Raw genomic sequence first — 20,363 nt, 5'->3', positions numbered from 1 at the left:
CCCGGATGATCCGACGACTACGAGGTGATGCGTAATTTTCGGTTTGGAATTCTGTCGAATAAATCTGGTTCGATTGCCCATAGCACCGCAATTTTCGATCCCGCCCTTTTCGGCGGGATTTCTCATTTCCGAACAATTAGATACAGCAGCCAGGTTTTTTCAAAACGAAGTTGAAACACTTGAAACATGAAGAGCGCGCAACAGACATCCGGCTGAAAAACGAGGCAATTAGAACCGGATCATTCGAAGAGACGAGAAGGATGAAGAGATGACGCTCCTGTTTGCCCCAACCGCTTCCGTTCCGACACCTGTCGCCAGTGCAAGAACGACAGTTATTGCGCTGCATGGCTCGGCGAGTGCGCCATCACAATGGCGTCGTCTCGTCGCTGAGCTGGAGGCAGATTTCGAGGTCATGACGCCCGTTCTGCCCGGTTACGGTGCCGACACCCTGCCAGTCCACTCACCCCGGACGTTGGAGCAGATCGCGCACGATGTCATCGACGGTCTGGGTCGGTGCCACACGCCCGTTCATCTGGTCGGGCATTCTTTCGGAGGTGCCGTTGCGTTGAAGATCGCAAGTCTCGTTCCCGAAATGGTGCTCAGCCTCACCCTGATTGAACCTGCTGCGTTCAATCTGGTTTGGAACATGTCGGGCATTTCAACGCCGAAGACCGAAGGTTTCAATCAAGCGGTCCGCGTGTCACGCAATGCGCTCCAGGGGGGTGATCCTGCGCGAGCCATGCAGGTTTTCATGGACTTCTGGAACGGGCCGGGGTTCTGGGAAAGGACCGATCCGGATCGTCGCGCGACAATGACCAAATGTGTGCCCAAGATTCACAATGACTTCGTGGCTTTGGTATCTGACCGGTTTTTGGCCGCCGAAGCGGCCCGTGTGACCTGCCCAGTCTTGTGCATCTCGGGGGATCAATCGCCACCGGAAATTCATGAAGTAACCACGGCTTTGTCTGATCTCATCGCGCAGACGCAGCACGAGATTGTAGCCGGTGCGGGCCATATGGTGCCAATCACGCACCCTGAAACAGTGAACCCTCTGGTCAGTGCATTTCTTGCCAAAACCAGTTGTGAATGTCAGAAATATAAGCGCGCGGCCTGATATTGGCCGCGCAGAAACACCAAGGTGACCATTGTGGAACAATCCCTTTTCGACAAATACGGTGGTTTTTCAGCCATCAGCCGCATTGTCATGTCGCTCTATGACCGGCTGCTGGACGACGACACCGTGGGCCCGTTTTTCGACGATGTCGACATGCCCAGACTGATGGATCACCAAACCAAATTCATTTCATCCCTGCTTGGGGGCCCTGCATCATTTTCCGACGATCACATACAGCGCGCCCATCGACATATGGTCATCAGTGACGCGCATTTTGACCAGCTGAAAGCCTTGGTCAGCGAAACACTCGCCGATTTCAATATCGAGCCAGACGATATTGGCCGCGTCTTGCAGGCTTTCGAGCAGCGCCGCCCCTTGCTGGTGAGGGTTGAAAATGTCGATTGAAGCCATCAACGAACAGCTCCTGCGCGCCATTGGCGTTGGCGTCGCCCTCGTCGATCTGGAAAAAATGACACTTGGGTTTCGTAATGACACGTTTGCAGAGTGGTTTGGGCCACAAGATAACGCGTCTCAACTGGTTGACCTGTTTCCAGCGCTCGACATCACAGCACTGCACGAAGGTCTGAAATCGACCGGTCAGCACACCACTGAAGCGTCCTTCAAGCTGCGCAGACGGACCATGACGGTCGCAATGGAATTCAATCGCACGGTTGATACTGGCGGGCCGATTGCCGTGCTGGTCTGCCAGAATATCACGCGCATCAAGGAGCTTGAATCCATGATCGACAGTTATTCGGTCATGGTCGAACGTAATACCCGCGAGATCAAACGGGAGAAAGATCAGGTTGAGAAGCTGCTGCTCGATATGATGCCGCGCTCTGCCTACGAAGAATACAAATCCTTTGGCATCGTGGCACCGCGCGTGTTTGAACCGGTTTCGGTTCTGGCTCTTGATTTCGTCGGTTTCGATCCCTTGATTGCCAAACACGAACCGGGTGTCATTGTCAGCGAATTGAATGACATCTACAGCGCCCTTGACCGGATTGGCGAGCAATTCGGCTGCCAGCGCATCCGCACCCATGGCGACAGCTATATATCGGTTTCGGGTGTACCGGACCCCGAACCGCAACATGTCACAGCGGTGGCCAATGCGGCGGTGCGTTTTCTGCGCTATCTTAAGCAACGCAATGAAAGCCATCCAATCAAATGGCAACCACGGATCGGCATTGCCACTGGCAATGTGATCGGCTCGGTGGTCGGGGTGCAACGCTATATCTATGACGTGTTCGGCCCGGCCGTGTCACGTGCTCTGGCACTGCGGCAAGCCGCCCAACCTGCCTCCATCCTTGGTGAAGCCTCAATCTCCTCGCTTCTTGACGAGACGTTCGAGACAACGAACTGCCCAGACATAAACGGGGTGGCGACCGTCTGCGTAAGCGAGCAATGCGCTGCCGCCCCGGCCACGGGCTGATCACCGTCAGATGACGACGCAATTGACACCTCTTTTTGCTGAGACCCTTGCAGGGCTGCATGAAGGTGTCGCTCTTTTCGATGCAGAGGCATATTTGCTGACCGCCAATGCGGCTTTCCGGGCGATGAACCCAAAGCTGGGTGATCTGCTGCAGGACGGCACACCATGGGACATACTTTTGCGAGAGGCCGAGAACAGGGGCTGTTTTCCCAAAGACGTCTGCAAACGCCTGGCCATTATCGAAGCCGACCTGCTGGGAACTCTCGATGATGGTCATCAGGTCATCGCGCCCGCCGGACCCGGCCTGTCTTTCGTCATCCGGTTGCAGGCAACTTCAAACGGCGGGTTCATTCTTGTTCAGACTGAGAGGGTTGAAGACAAGGGGCATGATGATACCGAGAGCGAGGTCGAAATCCTGCTCAGCAAAGTGTTGGAGGCCTGCCCTGCCTGTCTGACAATGTCGCGGATCGGTGATGGTCAGATCATCTATCGATCCCCTGCCGCAACAGCGCTTTTGGGGGCGGCCAAGAGCAGTTTCTCACATTTTGCAAAGCGCGCGGAACGTGCCGATTTCATCACGGAACTGCTGCCTGATGCGCGTGTGGACGACATGCGGGTGACCGGCATTCGCAGCGATGGGTCGGAATTTCCCGCCAGTATTTCCGCCCGCCTGATCGAATATCGCGGCGAAGATGTGATCGTGTCCAACATGGAGGACCTTACAAGTATACTGGCGGTTCAGGCGGAGCTGGCACAAAAGCGCACGCAAGTCTTCCAGGCTGAGAAAATGTCAGCTTTGGGTGAGTTGCTTGCGGGGGTGGCGCATGAATTGAACAACCCCCTATCGATCATCGTGGGCAATACCGAGATGTTGAAAGAGGACCTTGACGGAACGCCGCATACCAAGCGTATCGACAAGATGGGGGGCGCCGCAGATCGCTGTGTAAAGATTGTGCGTTCGTTTCTGGCCATGGCGCGACAAGAGCCGCTACATCCCAAACCAACTGCGGTTGAGGTGATCATCCAGACTGCGCTGGATGCCGTCGGAACCCTGACGCTCGAAAGCCCCGTCGATATCCGCGTCGATCTGCCGGAATATCTGCCTGATCTCATGGTGGACGAATTGCAGATTTCGCAGGTGATGATCAATTTGCTGACAAACGCGCTCCATGCTATTCGCGACAGCGGTATCGGGGACAAGATTGTCGTGACCGCGCGTGCGGATACCGCAACCGGCAACATAACCCTGATCACCGAAGACAACGGACCGGGTGTAAAGGAACAAAACGTCACCCGCATCTTTGATCCGCTTTTCACCACGAAAGATGTAGGCAAAGGAACCGGCGTCGGACTGGCCTTTTGCCACCGTGTGGTTTCTGCGCACGGCGGCACAATTGAGCTGATTGCGAAGACGCAACCGGGCGCAATGTTCAACGTAACCTTGCCGCAGGCCATTCGGCGGTAGCCGGCCTGCTTAAGCCAGACCCGGTCGGAAAACTGCTTCATCAGACCGAGGAATTCTGATGCATTGTGGCGCGAGCGGCTCAAGGCAGTGATACCCCAATTGCGAATTTGGGTTCATGGTTCTGATCAGCTTAGCCAGCAAAAATCAATTTCATTGGGTCTAAGGCAGCGCTCATCCGGTGCGGCTGGCCTCACTGAGAAACGCGCGCGGGCCGGGCTCAACCAAGAACCCGGCCTTTTCAAGTTTCAGGCTGATCCGGCCCCGCACTCGATGTTGGAAAGTGATGGCGCTTTCAGTTAATGCCCGGTAAGCGCCATCTGGATTTTCAATTCTCAGTCAGAGTCTTCGCCAACCGCATCAACGTGACCGCCTCGGCGCGGTATCCAAAGGGGTCATTACCTTTGGCACCATTGGCGAGATCAATCGCCTCCTGATAGCCCCAGTCACCCATATGCGAAGACCCTCTCAACAATTGGCCAAATCCGGCAATCGCGGCGGCAAAACGCCCGTCCTGATCCGGCGTGGCAAGGCTCGGCGCTACAGGCATCTCCAGAAGACGGCTTTCGGCCTCACCCGGCACCTTGTAGCGCAGCTTGACGAAGGCAATCTCATCCCGGTTGGGGTTTTCAACTGGCGTTTCAGCGCTGTAACGCAGCGGATCATTGAGCGTGGCAGGCGAGCCCACCGGTGTGATTTCGTAAACTGCGGTCACCTGATGGCCTGCCCCGACCTCACCTGCATCCACAGCGTCATTGTTGAAGTCAGCGCGGTCCAGAATCCGGGTTTCATACCCAATCAATCGGTATTCAGAGATCATGGCCGGATTGAACTCGACCTGAACCTTGACATCATTAGCGATAGGAAACAGCGCGCCCGACAGTTGATCGTTCAGAACTTTCTGCGCTTCCGCAAGCGTGTCGATGTAGGCGGCATGGCCGTTGCCGTTCTGCGCCAGCGTCTGCATGACCCGGTCATCAAGATTGCCGCGCCCAAACCCCAACACCGACAAATAAGTCTCCGTCCTGCTTTTTTCAGCAATAAATTCCTTGAGCGCTTCAGGATCAGAAATGCCCACGTTGAAATCGCCATCCGTGGCCAGGATCACGCGATTTACCTCTCCATCCTGTGTCATTTTCTCGGCGACCGCATAGGCCTGCTGCAATCCGGCCTGACCGGCAGTACTGCCGCCTGCGGACAGATTCTGCAGCGCCGCCATGATCTTGTCCCGCTCACCCGCGGGCGTTGGTGCCAGAACTTCACCGGCTGATCCCGCATAGGTCACGATGGCAACCTCATCAAGCGGGTCCAGTGAGCGCAACATCAACCCGAAGGCCTGGATCAGCAAGGGCAGTTTATTGGCAGCCTCCATCGAGCCGGATGTATCTATCAGGAATACGAGGTTCAGCGGCGGGCGATCCTCGGTCAGCGGCATTGTCCCCTGCAATCCGATCCGCATGAGTTGCGTGCCGCTGTTCCAGGGGGTTTCAAAAACCGCAACCGATGTCGAAAAGGGCACATTCTCCCCAACCGGTGGCGCATAATCATAGGGGAAATAGTTGATCATCTCCTCAACGCGGACTGCATCAGCAGGGGGAACATGGCCATTTGTCAAAGATGATCGAATGAGGCTGTAGGATGCGGTGTCCACATCAATCGAAAAGGTCGAAACGCTGTTTTCAGAAGTTGCGACAACGCGGTTGGCACCGTCGTTTGAATAGGCTTCGGTATCTGCTTCTGGATAGGCAGCCCCCGCGCCTATGCTTTCGGTGTGCTGGGGTTGGCTCTGCTGTAAGACAGGTGCCCTTTTGATACGTGCCGTTGCGGCCTCCTCCCGACTTGGAAGCGGGGTTGCCACTGGAGCGGCCTCCAGCTCCTGCGTCACAGCCAGGTCAGCGACATCACTCTCCAAGGCCCGACCCTGAAAATCCGAAACCGGAGTGGGTAATGGAGGCGCAGGGTTCCAGTTTACATTTGGCAACACCACAAAAGCAGCGACCGATGCCACGGCCAGTGATGATGTGGCCGCCAGTGAGATTGGGTTTTTAAATCCGGTGATCATTTTCTTCAGTCCTCTCAGAAATCCCCGTGCCTGAGGTGCACGGTCCTGAGTAAGACGCGCCGGATCTTCCAATCCTTGGCTAAGATCAAATTTTTTTAGCGCCGCATCAAGGTTTTCTGCCCGCCTTTTCGCTGAAGGTTCAGGTGTGGTCTGATCCATGGCTTGCCGGAAGCGTTTAAGGTCGTCATCCATCGGTCATCTCTTTCTGTGCCATTGCGCGCAGATGCTTTTTAACTTCCGCCATACGCCAGGAAATTGTGCCTTCGGAGACACCCAGTATCTCACCTGCCTGCGCATGTGTCAGGTCTTCGCCCACGGTCAGCGCCGCTGTATCTCTCAACGTCGGAGGCATTTCGGCCAGCGCAGCGCCCAGCCAATCCTGCGCTTCCGCTTGCTCGGATGCGGCCTGTCGCGCAGAGAGTTCGACTTCGCCCCAACCGGCCGCCGCCCGGGAGTAGGTCGCATCACGGCGCCGTCGGTCATGGCAGGCGTTGACGATCACGCGGTAAAGCCATGTCGTCAACTTGGCCTGCCCCTCCCAGCCGCTGATCTTTTGCGCCAATTGGAGGCAGATTTCCTGCGTCAGATCTTCGGCATCCTGACGATGTCCGGAAAATCGAAAAGCAACCCGAAATATCAGATCGTAGTGGCGATTGAGCAGCGCCGCAAAGGCCGCCCGATCACCGGCGGCAGCTTGGCGCGCCAAGTCCCCATCTGATACTTCCAATCGCATGTCTCCCTTTAGACGCGCGGGATCAGCCATTCCTTGGGCAGAGTAGATATTTTTTTTGGTGGTTCCGCAAATTTTGACCGACCCTGCCACAACTCCTCTCAAAAAAACCCGACCAATTTACCCTGAAATTGCGGTTAAAGGGGCGAAATAAAGGGCACATTCGCTACGCTATCCGGCCGCGCCACCACATATATGCGCGATGTTCACTTTTATGTTAACGTCCTCGTAACCATTGGTTGAAGCAATTCAAGAATTGGATTTTGTCATGTCGATTTCGATGCCCTATGCATCCCTTCTTGAGCGTCTCGGCCTGCGCTCGGCGCGGGGTTTGCTGAACTATCAACCGATTGTCGCCGCCCGGTCTGTCGTAAGGCTGTCCCGAGAGGGTGCCAGTTCGTCCGAAGCATTATCACCTTTCATTGACGCCAAACGGGCAGCTACCGCAGCAGCCCGGCACCCATCCGATTTTCCTATTGAGGTTCTGCACGGCATATCAGATCGCGACGCCGAAACACTCAAAGATGCAGGCATTCTGACTCTGGCTGATCTTGCGGGACTGCCAGATGCCCTGAGCGATCTTCTCGACAGCGCGTTCCCGGCAAACGGGTTTTCCGAACCTCCATCCGCACCGGCGGAGCTTTTGCCGGAAATGGCCGGAGGGGGTCACGTCAACAAACGCTTTACCAGTTGGGTCGTGGACCGCGACTTGCGAGACCTGCGGTTAAAAGTCGATATCGATTGCCTGCCCTCGGATCTTGTTGTGCCTTCCGCGCGCGGAAAAATGAGCCCCGGCCCCCTGGCCAATACGCTGATCACCTCTGACAGGCTGCCCTGCCCTGTTTTGCGGCTTGGGTACATGGTCGGATACGATCAATCCTGGCACGCGCTTGGCACAGCACTGGGAGAGGTTCTGCACACTTTAAGCATGGCGCCCGGAGAAAGCCGCAATGTCGCGGTGGTCGATTGGACCCGCCGCAGTCAGGCCGCGCGCAATGAGGCGACACAAGCGGGCGAGAAACTGCGCAACCGCGAACAGCACCACCGCGCGCTCGATGAAGTCGCCCAAGCCGTCGCTGAGGAACAGCAATTCGGCAGAACCTCGGCAATGGCTGGGTCCATGGTCACCGCTGGTTCTTTTGTGATGGCCGGTGCAGCTGTCGGCGGAATTGCTGGCGGTCTGATCGGAACAGCCGTTGAGCCCGGCGGTGGCACTGCCATCGGCGCGGCAGTTGGTGCCGGTGCCGGTGTTGCGGCAGGTAGCTTGATTTTTTCGGGGGCCACAGCCCTTGGCGTGATCGAATCCGAAAGTGCTGGAGAGCGGGACGTGATGGGCGAGACCAGTCAGCGCATCCAGCAAAGCACGGCCCAGCAGGCCAGTTTCGTCCGGTCATTGCGCTCTGCGGTCGTGGTCACTGATGAACAATCCGAAAGCCAGAACCTGACATCCTCCAATGTGACCAACTACAATCACATGCACGCGCTCAACGTGACCTATTTTGAGGTCTTGCAGCGCTATCTGGTCCACACCAGCCCTTTCGAGACACGTCCCTTCCTGATGCTGCCTTTCGCGCCGATCCTTTTTGACGATGTCGCCACAGACCTCTACTGGACGTCCCTGCGGGTCAGTTTCGACGGCGATATGCTGGATTGGGGCGATGCGCTTTATCTCGCGCCCCCCCTGAAGGAACCGGTTCCCGCATCCGTTCCCGACCTGCCGAATGCCCCGGCACCCAAACTGTCGGACCTCAAAGTCAGCAATGCAAAAATCACGGTGACACTGGATTTCCCCCTCACGCTCGGAGAGCTTCTGATCAATGATCCCACGCAGCTTGCCTCTCTCTTCTCACTGGTCGAGGTCTATCTGGAAACACAGGACGGTCAGCGCAAAGGGCTCAAAGACATCAGCGATCTGGCTCAGCTGGTTGCCAACCTCGTGTTCAGCGGGCGCCGTATCGATATGACGTTCGGTATACCGGACGGAAACATCAGCGGAGACCTGCGGGGGATATTTGTTCAGCTGACGCATCGCGATTCAATGACCGATGTGGCGGGCAACATGTTCGAAAAACTGACCGGGCTGGAAACCGGTGTCACGGTGAACGGCAAGGTCAAGATCGACAATCTGATGATCAGCGGGCCCAGCTTCCTCGAAACTCACGCCAATATTTCCTTGCCGACACAAGCTCTTGCACGACAGGACAACCTCTTTTCGGGGCAGTTTGAATTCGATCCGGTTTCCGATCTTCGCGACCAGTGGAACAGTTTTGCTGAAGCCCAGGCAGAAATCACGCAGATCGAGACTGACAATGCCACAGCCCAGCAAGCCTATGAAGATTCCGTGGCCTTGCGCGAGGAATGGCGCGCCCAGATCATAGATCATCTGAACCGGCATCGTTATGCCTTTACGCGTCAGGTATTCTCGCTGGCCGCCGGTCCCGCCATCACCCGTTTGCTGGATGCCATTGAAATCCTGTCGGACGCTGGCGATGGCGCGAAAATACCACTGCACGAGATTGCAGACACGCGGCCCCTGGGTTTCACCGACGGTGCCATTGTGCTCTGGCTGAAACAGGACATCAGTCGTGAAAGCGATCTTTTGGCCCGCTTCAAGGATCTTGTCGCAAAATACGGCGCGGACAAGCTCGTGAGCCTCGGCACCCTGATAAAATATCACGCCATAGTGGCCAAGAAGTTCGCCGATGATCGCGATGCATCCGGGAAGGCGGGATTGGTCTACCTGCCCTCATCCGGTGTCTTTGCCGAGTCTATCCTGGGTCGAGCGAATGGGGCCGAATATGTCGTGCCGGATCGCTATTGGAACTGGCAGGACAGCCCCATTCCGCATCACGCACCGGAAATCAGCCCGTTGTCCCTGCAGGCTCCCTACCAAACCCCCGGCAGCCTTGATCCGAATGTTCAGGCCCCCCATTTGCAACAATCATCCGCACCGGCATTTCAGGCGGCAACCGGGCTTCAGAACATCCTTGGTGCGGTACGCGATGGCAACATGTTCCGCGATATGTCCAAATCGGATCAGCTGGTCTCCACCATGTCCAGCCTGAATGATCTTGCGGGTGAAATGGGGAAAGCCTCGGCGAAGCTCACCGGTGACGCGGCTGAACAGGCGCTGAAGGCTTCGGTGCAGATCGGGGAAGCGGCGGCAAAACTGGCGCAGCAATTGCACAGCCAGTCCATGCGTCAAGTGGCAGATCCCCCCAAGAACCCGACCGAGAAGGCCGCCTCGACCAAGGCTGTGGTCGACGCCATCAAAGAAGGCGCCAAGAACGAAGACCCGGAAGTTGGCGCCAAGACAGCTGATGCGACAGGCGACGGCGAGGGTATTCCCATCTCGGGCGACACAGGGGACAGCGGTGGCCCGACGCTGACGGAATCCGATGACAACCCCGATGGACCACCGCCCGGTGGTGGTACGGGCGGGGGCTCGGGTACGCCTCCTCCGGTTCAGCCATTCCCACCGCCCTCCGGGTCAAACCCGCCCGAAGGCGACCCGTCTGATCCTTCCGAAGACGACGAAGACACCCCGCCGGATTTCGAGCCAGGTGAAATCAGCCCCCTCGGGCGCAAGGTTCTGGAAACCATCGGCAACGAGCTCGACGAGAACGGAGCCAGCTACGATCGCGAAAAAGTCATCGCTGAGCTGCGCAAATGGTTTGACCAGGCAGTCGGGTTACGCATCGGGCAAGCCATCGAAGACCCTGGGCCGAAGACCAATGATGCGGCGCGCGAGTTCGTTACCTGGTACGGGACCGTGTCCCAGCTTGGACTTGAGGGCAATGATGAGCTGTCATCGCGTTACAGCCTCGCGCGCCAGCGCCTGACCAAAGCCTACGACGGCAACCTGTCTGAGCTGAACGAAAAACTCAAAGACAGCTCCACGATCATTACCGATCTGGAAATCATCTCAAAAGACTATGCCGAAGCGGTCCAGTTGGGCCTTGACCCGGAGTTTGACATTTCGGATCTCAACATCGCGCTGAAGATCGACCCCATCCCTGTCCCCCAGGATGGCATCTTCCCGCAGAACAAAATCACTGTTTCAGTCGGTGCCGCGTTGGTGCGCGCCGATGGCACGCTTGAAAGGGGCCATTCATTCGACGTTGAAATAAGGTCCTTCGAGATGGCAAACGCGACGGTGCTGAAGGGCCAGACAACCGAAAATACGCCCTTTGCCGCCGAGATCGAATTCGGATCATTTGTTGGCAAGGCAACAGCCTGGCAAACCGGCGATCTGAACAATCTTGTACTGACGGTTTTCGCGAGCCTTGCGGGTGGCGGATTGGTCACAGACACGACCGAAGTTGTCGTGAAAGGCGGGCTGACTTTGCTGTCGCTGGGCGGCTGGAACACGGCAACCGATACGCCGACCTTCGAGCTTTCCCCCTCCGCTGCCAATGGGGAGGATGTGATCATGCAGTATCAATTGGCCAGAGGCCGGCACTACAAAACAAGCGCACGTGTCCATTTTGAGCTTGACGGGTCGGGAACTCTAAACCTGAGCGAAGCGATTTCCGGCCCGGACGGGATCGTGCAAGTCATTTACACGCCTCCCTCCTCGCCTTCAGGACAAGCCACGATCACGGCAAAATGGCAGGAAGATGGTATGGAAACCTTGAGCATTGATCAGATTTCCCTGATGCCCTGAGACTACAAAACCGCCTGCCCTCAGATCCGAGCGTAGCCCCGTTGCGCTCGGGCAGTTGCGTGATCGTTTCGAGTGCTGATAGCAATCTGAAAACCTCTGACAATCAGATGCGAATTCGGATGCCGGGTGATGGCGCAAAACCACATTCGATGCGCCAAACTGCGGGTGAAACCGGCACGGGTGCATTCGGATTACAGAAAATCCCTTGCCGAAACCGGTTTCGGAGATCACGCTGATTCTCAAGGGAGGAATCGCGTGACGGTTCAAATCAAATCCACTGCAGGTCATACTCAACCTCTGCGCGTCACGATTTCGGACGTCTCTGAGGCGCTCGGCTTGACCAAGTCTACGGTCTCACGCGCGATGAATGACTACCCTGACATCTCCGAAGGCACGCGCTTGCGCGTGCGACGAATGGCGGAGAAAATGGGCTATCATCCGCTGAGCCATGCCCAGGCCATTCGCACCGGTTTGACCAAATCTCTGGGCCTGATCATCCAGATGACGGACCATGATGCGCACCGTCCTTTCCTTGCGGAATTTCTCGCCGGTCTGAGCCAGGGAGCGAGTGCCGAAGGCTGGACACTGACCATCGCGGCTTCCAATGAAACCAACCCGACCGAGGCGGTCTTCAACGACATGATCCGCAACCGCAAGGCGGACGGTTTCATCCTGCCGCGGACGATGGTTGTCGATCCGCGCGTGACGTTGCTGCGCAATGCGGGTGTTCCTTTTGTGCTTTTTGGGCGCAGTCCAAACCCCGCCGATTGCGCCTGGTTCGATGTTCTTGGGGAAGACGCCATGTTCGACGCTGTCACCCACCTGGCGAAACTCGGACATCGACGCATCGGATTTATAAATGGCGGAATGCAGTACACCTACGGTGCGTTGCGCCGCGACGGCTACCTCAACGGAATGCAGGCTGCGGGTCTGAAACCAGCGGTCGCCCACATGCGCGAAGGTGCCGTGACGCAATCCACCGGAGCAGCCCACGCAAGGGAAATCCTGCGCACCTCAAATCCACCGACCGCAATTGTCTGTGCGGTCGATAAGGCCGCTCTGGGCGTCTACACAGCGGCCTCGGAGTGCGGGCTTGAGGTCGGAAAAGACCTGTCGGTGATATCTTATGACGGCATTCCGGAAGGCGCACATGCGGCACCGCCGCTTTCAACCTACGCCGTCGACTTCACAGAATCCGGGCAGCGATTGAGCGCATTGCTGATACGCCGCATCAAGGGAGAAGATCCCGAAGTCCTGCGTGAAACGGTCAAGGCAACGTTTCTGGATCGGGGTTCATCCGGCCCGCCATGTCTCAATTCCATCGAACTTGCGCAAAGGGTTTCCAGCGCAAGCTGACATCCAAAGATCTGAAATACCCAAGGGAGGACATCATGAAACTGAACAGAAAAGCGGAGATCTTATCGGGGGCTGCAATGGCCCTGATCTTGTCCACGTTCGCCGCAAATGCCGAGAACCTGCGGTTCTGGACCACGGAGGAGCAGCCCGAAAGGTTGGAGCGGCAAGAACAGATGGCCGCCGATTTCGCAGCCGCATCCGGCCACACGGTGGAAGTTATTCCGGTCACCGAAAGCGACCTGGGAACGCGTGCCACAGCGGCCTTTGCCGCGGGTGATTTGCCCGATGTGATTTATCATCCATTGCAATACGCTTTGCCCTGGGCGGACGCCGGAATTCTCGACACCGATGCGGCAACCGATGTGATCGAAGATCTCGGTGAAAAAACCTTCGCGCCGGGCGCACTTGCAATGGCAGCCACCAGTGACGGATTTGCTTCCGTACCGGTCGATGGCTGGACCCAGATGCTTGTTTACCGCGCGGATAAGTTTGAAGAAAACGGCCTCGCACCGCCCACGACATATGCCAATGTGCTGGCGGCAGTCGAAAAGCTTCATAATCCACCAGAAATGTACGGATTTGTGGCCGCCACCAAGATTGACGAGAACTTCATGAGCCAGGTGCTTGAGCACGTATTTCTGGCAAACGGCGTTTCTCCCGTCGGGCCCGATGGCGTGCAGCCTCTTGATGAGGCCAAAACAGTCGAGGTTCTGGAGTTCTACAAAGCAATCTCCGAAGCCTCGCCGCCGGGAGACCTCTATTGGGATCAATCCCGCACGCTGTATTTCTCGGGCAACGCGGCAATGATCATCTGGTCGCCCTTCATTCTCGACGAACTGGCTGGCCTACGTGACAGCGCACCCCCTACGATCAACGACGATCCGCAGTCGCGTGATCTGGCCGCTGCCACCGGGATCGTGACCAACTTTGCCGGACCGTCCAATCCCGATGGCGCAGCCTGGGGCGACGTCCGTTACTTTGGCATTACCTCAGATGCGGAAACCGATGCGGCCATGGAGTTTGTCCAGTTTTCGATGAACGAAGGATACGGTCAGACGCTTTCCATTGCACCGGAAGGTAAATTTCCCGTACGGCGCGGCACCGAGGAAGATCCCTCGAAATTCAGCACCTTGTGGGCGGGACTTGATGTGGGCGTCGATCGCAAAGCCCCCTTGGGTGATCTCTACGAGCAGGCGATGATTGATGAAATCGTCGGAGGTCTGGATGTAGCGCAACGTTGGGGCGTTTCCGACGGTCAACTGGCGGTGGCTTCCAAGATCATCAACAGCCAGGTGATCAATCGCTTTGTGCGTGAATTCATCGACGGCGAACGCGATGCGGCAGCGACCGTAGCGGAACTCAACAAGGCCATCGCTGGCGTCAATTAAACCATAACGATCCTGCGGGGCGATCCCTGTCGCCCCGTCCCCTCATTCGCATCATCGGAGCATGAGAGCCATGACCGAAGCCGTCCCCCCAAAGGGCACGGGCCCGCTGGCACGTATTGAAGCACGTCTGGCATGGGGTCTGCTTGCGCCCACGATCATCGCCGTGGCCCTCGTGGTCGTCCTGCCCCTGCTGGCAATCTTCTGGATCAGTTTCAAGCCGGTGTCGCTTGCTGATCTGCGCCCGCCAGAGGTTGTCTTACGCGAAGACATCCGCGGCGACGACGAAGCCGTCGGCGATCAGGCGAACATCAGGTATCGCTTGCGCAACTCCTCACAGGAACAACCCATTCTTGACGTCTCCTTCACAGACAGGGTGCCCGCGGGACTGACCGTTACTGAACTCGACCCGCGCTGCACCCTCGAAGGCCGCGACCTTTCCTGCGATCTGGGTGATTGGGAGCCAGGCTATCGCGAAAACCTGATGATCCCCGTCACGATTGAGCAGGCCTATCTCGACAACGGCGAAGGACCGAAAGACAGCCCGGCCATAACCCAAGGCAAAGCTTCCAACGTGCTGACCAACGCAACATTCACATTGGACAACTTCGCCCGTGTCTTCGACGGCGACGAGTTCTGGTCAGTTCTCTGGGTCACACTGTTTTATACCGTTTTCGGCACCATTGGCGCATTACTCTTTGGTCTCTTTGCCGCCTTGCTGCTGAACAAGTCCTTCAAAGGGCAAGGCATTCTCAGAGGGCTCTATCTCTTTCCCTATGTCTCGCCGATCATCGCCGTGGCCTTCGCCTGGATTCTTCTTTTTGATCCTTTTTCGGGCAGTGCCAACGCGCTCCTAATCCAGATGGGCGTAACCGATCAAGCCATCAACTTCTTTGGCGAACGCCCTCTGGCCCTGATCATGGTCACTATCTTCGAGATATGGCGCTACTTCCCGCTTTCCTTCCTGTTCATTCTCGCACGCATGCAATCCATCGATACGGATATGTACGAAGCGGCGGATATGGATGGCGCCTCCCCGTTCCAGAAATTCTGGTATCTCAGCGTGCCGCAGCTTCTGGGCATCCTGTCCGTTCTGTTCTTGCTGCGCTTCATCTGGACGTTCAACAAATTCGACGACATTTTCCTGCTGACGGGTGGGAACGCGGGTACAAGAACGCTGACCGTGAACGTCTATGAGCAGGCCTTTGCAATTTCCAACATTGGTGCGGGTGCAGCCGTGGCAGTAGTCATCTTTGGATGTCTGCTCGCCTTCAGCTTCTTTTTCTTCCGCTTCATCAGCCAAGAGGAGGGTTTGTGATGATGGACTTATTGCGCCGTGGATATATTACGGCCCCGTTACTGGGCGTCCTGTGGGTATTCGTCGTTGCCACAACGGTCGCCGTCGCAATGAGCTTCGCAACCGGCGCTGCGTTCCGCCCTTCTGGGGTAGGGGCGCTAGTTTGGGGGGTTCTACTGGGCTTTGCCTGTCTGCCCGGCCCCTTTTGGAAACCCGCGTCTGCCGCGATCCTGATTGCAGGGGTTACCCTAGCAGGCTTCGGCCCCATCGTGATTGGATCAGGTGTCTCGGTTTTCTCCGCTCTTTTGGGAGCTGTGGCGACGTCCGGATTTGCAGCCCTTGGATTGCGGATCATGCTGGACGAGGTCGAGCTAGGCCCGATCAACCGGCACATCTTCGAGGGCGCGGTGATCAGGTTCTGCACCGGTTTCGGCTATATCTTTTTCACGGCAATCGTGTTGATCCCCTTCTATGTCATGGTGCTTACCAGTCTGAAGAATCAGGCGGAACTCATTCAGAATCCGCTGGATTTCTCCATTGATTTCTCGAAGGGGACCGAACTTCTGCGCTCTTACGACGAGCTTTTCACGCAGTTCGATTTCGGCGTTTACCTGCTGAACTCCTTCCTGATTTCGGTCCTCACCGTTGCCATTACGCTGCTCTTTGCAGTGCCGGGGGCCTATGCGGTGGCGCGGCTGCGGTTCAGGGGGCGCGCCGCTTTCTCACGCTCGATCCTGCTGATCTATATGGTCCCGATGATCGTTTTGGCACTGCCCATCTACATCGCCTTTTCGATGACCGGTCTGCGCAATTCGCTGGGGGGGATCATCATGATCTACCCGGTCACCACGATCCCGGTCGCGCTTTACATGTTGCAGGGATATTTCCGCGGCTTGCCGGCAGAGGTCGAAGAGGCCGGGCTGATGGATGGCCTGTCGCGACTGATGGTGATCTGGAAGATTACCCTGCCCCTGTCGCTGCCCGCGATGGCGTCGGTGTCGCTTTATGTTTTCATGATCGCCTGGAACGAGTTCCTGCTCGCTTTCATGTTATTGGATGATCCCTCGAAGTTCACGCTGACGCGGGGCATCGCCTCTCTCAACTCATCAGAAATCCCCCGCCAACACCTGATGGCAGGCTCCGTGATCGCCACCGTGCCGATCATGGCGCTTTTCCTCGGGCTGGAACGGTTCATGACCAAAGGTCTCACGGCCGGCAGCGTCAAAGGATAGGAAAATGACACATCTCGACGAACAGGCCCGCGCGATTTTGCGGCAAAATGACAAGGGCGGCTACACGCTGCCCACCCATGGTCTTTACCCCTACCAGTGGAACTGGGACAGCGCCTTTGCCGCCTGGGGGTTTGCGACATTCGACGTGGCACGCGCCTGGGACGAACTGGATACGCTGATGGCCAGCCAATGGGACAATGGCATGGTCCCCCATATTATCTTCCACCAGCCCGATCCGGGTTATTTTCCGGGGCCGGACGTCTGGCAAACAGGCCAGACCCCCGAAACCTCGGGAATTTCGCAACCCCCGATAACGGCCATCATGGCGCGCTTGATCTTCGAGATTGATGAGCGCACCGGGCGTGCGCGACTTGAAGCGCTTTACCCAAAGTTGGTCAAATGGCATCGCTGGTGGCAGGAAATGCGCTGCACCCACGGCCCCGTGGCCATCATCCATCCCTGGGAAAGCGGGCGTGACAATTGCCCCGACTGGGACATCGGGATGGCCGGTGTCGACGGCTCAGCTGTCGGACCCTACGAACGGCGCGATCTGGGCCATGTTCACGCCGACATGCGCCCTACCAAGGAAGACTACGACCGCTATATTGCCATCGTCGAATTTGGTCGCAGTGTTGGTTGGGACGACACGAAAATTGTTCAGGACGGGCCGTTTTTGATGGCCGATCCCGGGATCACCTTCATGTTGCTAAGGGCGCATGATGACCTCGCGGTGCTCGGGCGCGCGCTGGGAGAAGACGTATCTGAAATCGAAAGCTGGGCAACCACCCTGCGCTCCGCCCTGCCGTTGATCTGGAACGATGCGCTGAATGCCTTTGATGCGCGCAACCTGCGTGATGGGGCTTTCGCCAATATTCTCGGCTCCGGGGCCTTTCTTGCCTATCTCGCCGGGGCTGGAAATCCGCAATTGGAAGCCCAGCTTCTGCGCGCCTGGAACGCCGTGAATTACGGTGTCCCGTCGGCCGATCCGGAAGTTGATCTTTTCAACCCGCGCAAATACTGGCGCGGGCCAACCTGGCCTGTGGTCAATGCCCTCATTGCAATCGGGCTGAATGCAGATGGTCATATTGATCTTGCCGAAAGGCTCCGTTCGGAAACGGCGGCCCTGATCCGAAAGCACGGCTTTTACGAATATTTCGATCCGGTCGATACAACGCCATGTGGCGGTAAGGATTTCACATGGACAGCCGCCATCTGGCTTACCTGGGCCCGTCATGAACCGCAGGAAAACGCTGCGAAAGGAGCTGCATAATGCCCTCAATCTCTCTGAAAGCTGTCGAGAAATGGTATGGCGACGTCCAGGTCATCAAGGGCGTGGATCTGGAAATCGAAGAAGGCGAGTTCGTTATATTCGTGGGCCCTTCCGGTTGCGGCAAATCCACCCTGCTCCGCATGATCGCAGGGCTTGAAGAGACCAGCCGCGGACAAATCATGATCGGGGACCGGGATGCAACAGCCGAGCCCCCATCAAAGCGAGGGCTGGCGATGGTGTTCCAGTCTTACGCGCTTTATCCGCACATGTCGGTACGCGACAATGTGGGCTTCCCGTTGAAATCGGCGGGTCTTCCGGCCGCCGAGATTGCCGAGAAAGTCGATGAGGCAGCCCGGGCGCTCAAACTGGGTGAATATCTCGACCGCCGCCCGAAGGACTTGTCAGGTGGTCAGCGCCAACGCGTGGCCATTGGCCGCTCCATTGTGCGCGATCCCACGGCCTTTCTGTTCGATGAGCCTTTGTCGAACCTCGACGCCGCCCTGCGGGTCGAGATGCGCTATGAAATCGCCAAACTGCACCAGACACTGGCTACCACGATGATCTATGTCACCCACGATCAGGTCGAAGCGATGACGCTTGCCGACCGTATCGTCGTGCTGGAGGCCGGTCTTGTGGTTCAGGTGGGGTCCCCACGGGAACTTTATGAAAACCCGTCAAACCTCTTTGTGGCGCAATTCATCGGCTCCCCCCGCATGAACGTGATGCCTCTTGGGTCCACTTCGGTAAGCGATGCACCGGCAACCGCTACGCACGTGGGCATTCGCCCCGAGCACATTACGCTCGTCGCTGAAGGCGACGGTCACGTGGGCGGCAAGGTCGATGTTCTGGAGTATCTTGGCGCCGATACATTTGTTGTCATGGATTGTGGCGAAGCCGGTCAAGTCACTGTGCGGGTAACCGGCGACAGCGATCTTTCTCCGGGGGACGCAGCGGGCCTGTCATTTGGGCCCGGACTGACCCGCTTTTTCGACACCGCCGGGCTCGCCGTGCGTTAAGGCCAGTTGAACGGGCGGCATGGCGTTGAAAGTACTGGCTATTTTCAACGCTCAGTTTTGATCCAATGCCGCCTGATCGCGTCCCACATTGCGGAACCATTGGACGATTTTTGTGCGGTCTTCGGACGGCAGTCCAGTGATGTTTGCCGGCGGCATGGCGTGGCTGACCCCGGCCTGCATGTAGATTTCCCGTGCCGCACGCGCGATATCGGCGGTGGTCTCAAGGTGCACGCCCTTGGGTGCCCAAAGCATGCCTTCCCAGACGGGTTCGCGCGCATGGCACATGGAACAGCGTCCCAAAACGATGTCCTGCACGTCGTCAAAGCCCGCGGCCTGTGCATAACGCTGCTCGTATGGGGTCAGGGCCTGTTCTTCGAGCGCGTCATAATCGCCATCCCATGATGACGCCGTCGACAGCCAGGCAATCAGGATGAAGATCAGCACCGTTACCGCCCAGGTCCAGTGCGGACCGCTACCCGTTGCATGCATGGTGTTGAAATAGTGTCGGATCGTCACCCCCGTCAGGAAAATCAGCGATGCAATGATCCAGCTATATTCCGTCCCGAAGGCCAGTGGATAATGGTTCGACAGCATCAGAAATACCACCGGCAGCGTCAGATAATTGTTATGCGTGCTGCGCAGCTTGGCAATCTTGCCATATTTGGGGTGCGGCGTCCGGCCTTCCTGCAAATCCTTCACCACAATGCGCTGGTTGGGCATGATGATGAAAAACACATTGGCCGTCATGATGGTGGCTGTGAATGCTCCCAGATGCAGCAATGCGGCGCGCCCGGTGAAGATCTGGTTGTAGCCCCAGGACATGGCCACGAGGATCGCAAACAGCAGCAACATTAGGAACGTGGGGTGATCGCCCAGCTTCGACTTGCACAGGAAATCGTAACAAATCCAGCCGATTGTCAGCGATCCGGCAGAGACTAGCACCGCCTGCCAGACGGACAGATCAGCCTTGGCCGGATCGATCAGAAAGAGCTCGGCCCCGACCCAGTAAACCACCATCAAAAGAGCCGCCCCGGACAGCCAGGTCGCGTAGCTCTCCCATTTGAACCACACCAGATGGTCGGGCATGTTTTCGGGTGCCACGAGGTATTTCTGGATGTGGTAAAACCCGCCGCCATGGACCTGCCATTCTTCGCCATGCGCGCCCACGGGCAGATGCGGCACTTTTTTCAGACCCAGATCCAGCGCCACAAAGTAAAAGGAGGATCCGATCCAAGCGATGGCCGTGATAACATGCAGCCAGCGCACCGCAAAAGCAATCCAATCCCAAATGATGGCCAGATCATACATGGCAAAATCTCCGTCGTTTTGCGCAGTCTATCC

Annotated in this window: 14 protein-coding genes; 11 read left to right on the top strand and 3 right to left on the bottom strand. The window is 57.2% G+C overall.

Translation table 11 applies throughout. The annotated features are described in order from the left end of the window. The first annotated feature begins 268 nt into the window (after positions 1–268). The 4 genes from ACOTTU_RS06140 to ACOTTU_RS06125 are packed head-to-tail and all read left to right on the top strand — an operon-like array spanning position 269 to position 4,011. Positions 269–1,114, top strand: a complete 846-nt coding sequence (locus tag ACOTTU_RS06140; protein WP_425656633.1) for an alpha/beta fold hydrolase — start codon at positions 269–271, stop codon at positions 1,112–1,114. A gap of 33 nt (positions 1,115–1,147) precedes the next feature. Then, positions 1,148–1,519: a group I truncated hemoglobin gene (locus ACOTTU_RS06135; RefSeq protein WP_298917077.1), complete on the top strand. Its 372-nt coding sequence runs from the start codon at positions 1,148–1,150 to the stop codon at positions 1,517–1,519. Next, complete coding sequence (locus tag ACOTTU_RS06130) at positions 1,509–2,546, top strand: adenylate/guanylate cyclase domain-containing protein (RefSeq protein ID WP_425656631.1); 1,038 nt, start codon at positions 1,509–1,511, stop codon at positions 2,544–2,546. Before ACOTTU_RS06135 ends, ACOTTU_RS06130 begins: the two co-directional genes overlap by 11 nt. Before the next feature lie 10 nt (positions 2,547–2,556). Continuing rightward, entirely contained in the window at positions 2,557–4,011 is a 1,455-nt protein-coding gene (locus tag ACOTTU_RS06125) for an ATP-binding protein (RefSeq protein WP_425656629.1), read from the top strand. Positions 4,012–4,336: 325 nt separating this feature from the next. On the opposite strand, the gene ACOTTU_RS06120 is transcribed toward ACOTTU_RS06125, so the two are convergent. Continuing rightward, entirely contained in the window at positions 4,337–6,262 is a 1,926-nt protein-coding gene (locus ACOTTU_RS06120; RefSeq protein WP_425656627.1) for a vWA domain-containing protein, read from the bottom strand. Next, positions 6,255–6,833 carry an RNA polymerase sigma factor gene (locus ACOTTU_RS06115; protein WP_425656625.1) on the bottom strand — a complete coding sequence of 193 codons (579 nt, stop codon included), beginning with the start codon at positions 6,831–6,833 and terminating at the stop codon, positions 6,255–6,257. The genes ACOTTU_RS06120 and ACOTTU_RS06115 overlap by 8 nt, the downstream gene beginning before the upstream one ends. 235 nt (positions 6,834–7,068) lie before the next feature. Between ACOTTU_RS06115 and ACOTTU_RS06110 the strand changes: the two genes are divergently transcribed. From ACOTTU_RS06110 to ACOTTU_RS06080, 7 genes are all read left to right on the top strand, one after another. Continuing rightward, on the top strand, positions 7,069–11,466 hold the full coding sequence (locus ACOTTU_RS06110) for a hypothetical protein (RefSeq protein WP_425656624.1): 4,398 nt from the start codon (positions 7,069–7,071) through the stop codon (positions 11,464–11,466). A gap of 255 nt (positions 11,467–11,721) precedes the next feature. Then, positions 11,722–12,822 (top strand): LacI family DNA-binding transcriptional regulator, encoded by a 1,101-nt coding sequence (locus ACOTTU_RS06105; protein ID WP_298917065.1) that lies wholly within the window; start codon positions 11,722–11,724, stop codon positions 12,820–12,822. A gap of 35 nt (positions 12,823–12,857) precedes the next feature. After that, positions 12,858–14,210 carry an ABC transporter substrate-binding protein gene (locus tag ACOTTU_RS06100; RefSeq protein ID WP_298917063.1) on the top strand — a complete coding sequence of 451 codons (1,353 nt, stop codon included), beginning with the start codon at positions 12,858–12,860 and terminating at the stop codon, positions 14,208–14,210. A gap of 70 nt (positions 14,211–14,280) precedes the next feature. Further along, complete coding sequence (locus tag ACOTTU_RS06095) at positions 14,281–15,525, top strand: carbohydrate ABC transporter permease (protein ID WP_425656622.1); 1,245 nt, start codon at positions 14,281–14,283, stop codon at positions 15,523–15,525. A 2-nt stretch (positions 15,526–15,527) separates the two neighbouring features. After that, on the top strand, positions 15,528–16,736 hold the full coding sequence (locus tag ACOTTU_RS06090; RefSeq protein ID WP_298917826.1) for a carbohydrate ABC transporter permease: 1,209 nt from the start codon (positions 15,528–15,530) through the stop codon (positions 16,734–16,736). A gap of 4 nt (positions 16,737–16,740) precedes the next feature. Next, positions 16,741–18,006: an MGH1-like glycoside hydrolase domain-containing protein gene (locus ACOTTU_RS06085; protein ID WP_298917059.1), complete on the top strand. Its 1,266-nt coding sequence runs from the start codon at positions 16,741–16,743 to the stop codon at positions 18,004–18,006. After that, positions 18,006–19,022, top strand: coding sequence for an ABC transporter ATP-binding protein (locus ACOTTU_RS06080; protein WP_425656619.1), 1,017 nt, complete (start codon positions 18,006–18,008; stop codon positions 19,020–19,022). The genes ACOTTU_RS06085 and ACOTTU_RS06080 overlap by 1 nt, the downstream gene beginning before the upstream one ends. A 51-nt stretch (positions 19,023–19,073) precedes the next feature. On the opposite strand, the gene ACOTTU_RS06075 is transcribed toward ACOTTU_RS06080, so the two are convergent. Beyond that, positions 19,074–20,330 (bottom strand): urate hydroxylase PuuD, encoded by a 1,257-nt coding sequence (locus tag ACOTTU_RS06075; RefSeq protein WP_425656617.1) that lies wholly within the window; start codon positions 20,328–20,330, stop codon positions 19,074–19,076. Positions 20,331–20,363 lie beyond the last annotated feature (33 nt).

It is taken from the genome of Roseobacter sp. EG26 (genome assembly GCF_049830555.1).
GTDB lineage: Bacteria > Pseudomonadota > Alphaproteobacteria > Rhodobacterales > Rhodobacteraceae > Roseobacter.
Note: the sequence above shows the minus strand (reverse complement) of the source record. Positions and strands in the feature narration are given on the sequence as shown.

What these genes read in the sequence shown, in the direction of transcription:
- ACOTTU_RS06120 (WP_425656627.1), bottom strand. Translation starts at nt 6,262, where the DNA reads ATGGATGACGACCTTAAACGCTTCCGGCAAGCCATGGATCAGACCACA.
- ACOTTU_RS06125 (WP_425656629.1), top strand. Translation starts at nt 2,557, where the DNA reads ATGACGACGCAATTGACACCTCTTTTTGCTGAGACCCTTGCAGGGCTG.
- ACOTTU_RS06100 (WP_298917063.1), top strand. Translation starts at nt 12,858, where the DNA reads ATGAAACTGAACAGAAAAGCGGAGATCTTATCGGGGGCTGCAATGGCC.
- ACOTTU_RS06085 (WP_298917059.1), top strand. Translation starts at nt 16,741, where the DNA reads ATGACACATCTCGACGAACAGGCCCGCGCGATTTTGCGGCAAAATGAC.
- ACOTTU_RS06080 (WP_425656619.1), top strand. Translation starts at nt 18,006, where the DNA reads ATGCCCTCAATCTCTCTGAAAGCTGTCGAGAAATGGTATGGCGACGTC.
- ACOTTU_RS06140 (WP_425656633.1), top strand. Translation starts at nt 269, where the DNA reads ATGACGCTCCTGTTTGCCCCAACCGCTTCCGTTCCGACACCTGTCGCC.
- ACOTTU_RS06090 (WP_298917826.1), top strand. Translation starts at nt 15,528, where the DNA reads ATGGACTTATTGCGCCGTGGATATATTACGGCCCCGTTACTGGGCGTC.
- ACOTTU_RS06130 (WP_425656631.1), top strand. Translation starts at nt 1,509, where the DNA reads ATGTCGATTGAAGCCATCAACGAACAGCTCCTGCGCGCCATTGGCGTT.
- ACOTTU_RS06075 (WP_425656617.1), bottom strand. Translation starts at nt 20,330, where the DNA reads ATGTATGATCTGGCCATCATTTGGGATTGGATTGCTTTTGCGGTGCGC.
- ACOTTU_RS06110 (WP_425656624.1), top strand. Translation starts at nt 7,069, where the DNA reads ATGTCGATTTCGATGCCCTATGCATCCCTTCTTGAGCGTCTCGGCCTG.
- ACOTTU_RS06095 (WP_425656622.1), top strand. Translation starts at nt 14,281, where the DNA reads ATGACCGAAGCCGTCCCCCCAAAGGGCACGGGCCCGCTGGCACGTATT.
- ACOTTU_RS06115 (WP_425656625.1), bottom strand. Translation starts at nt 6,833, where the DNA reads ATGGCTGATCCCGCGCGTCTAAAGGGAGACATGCGATTGGAAGTATCA.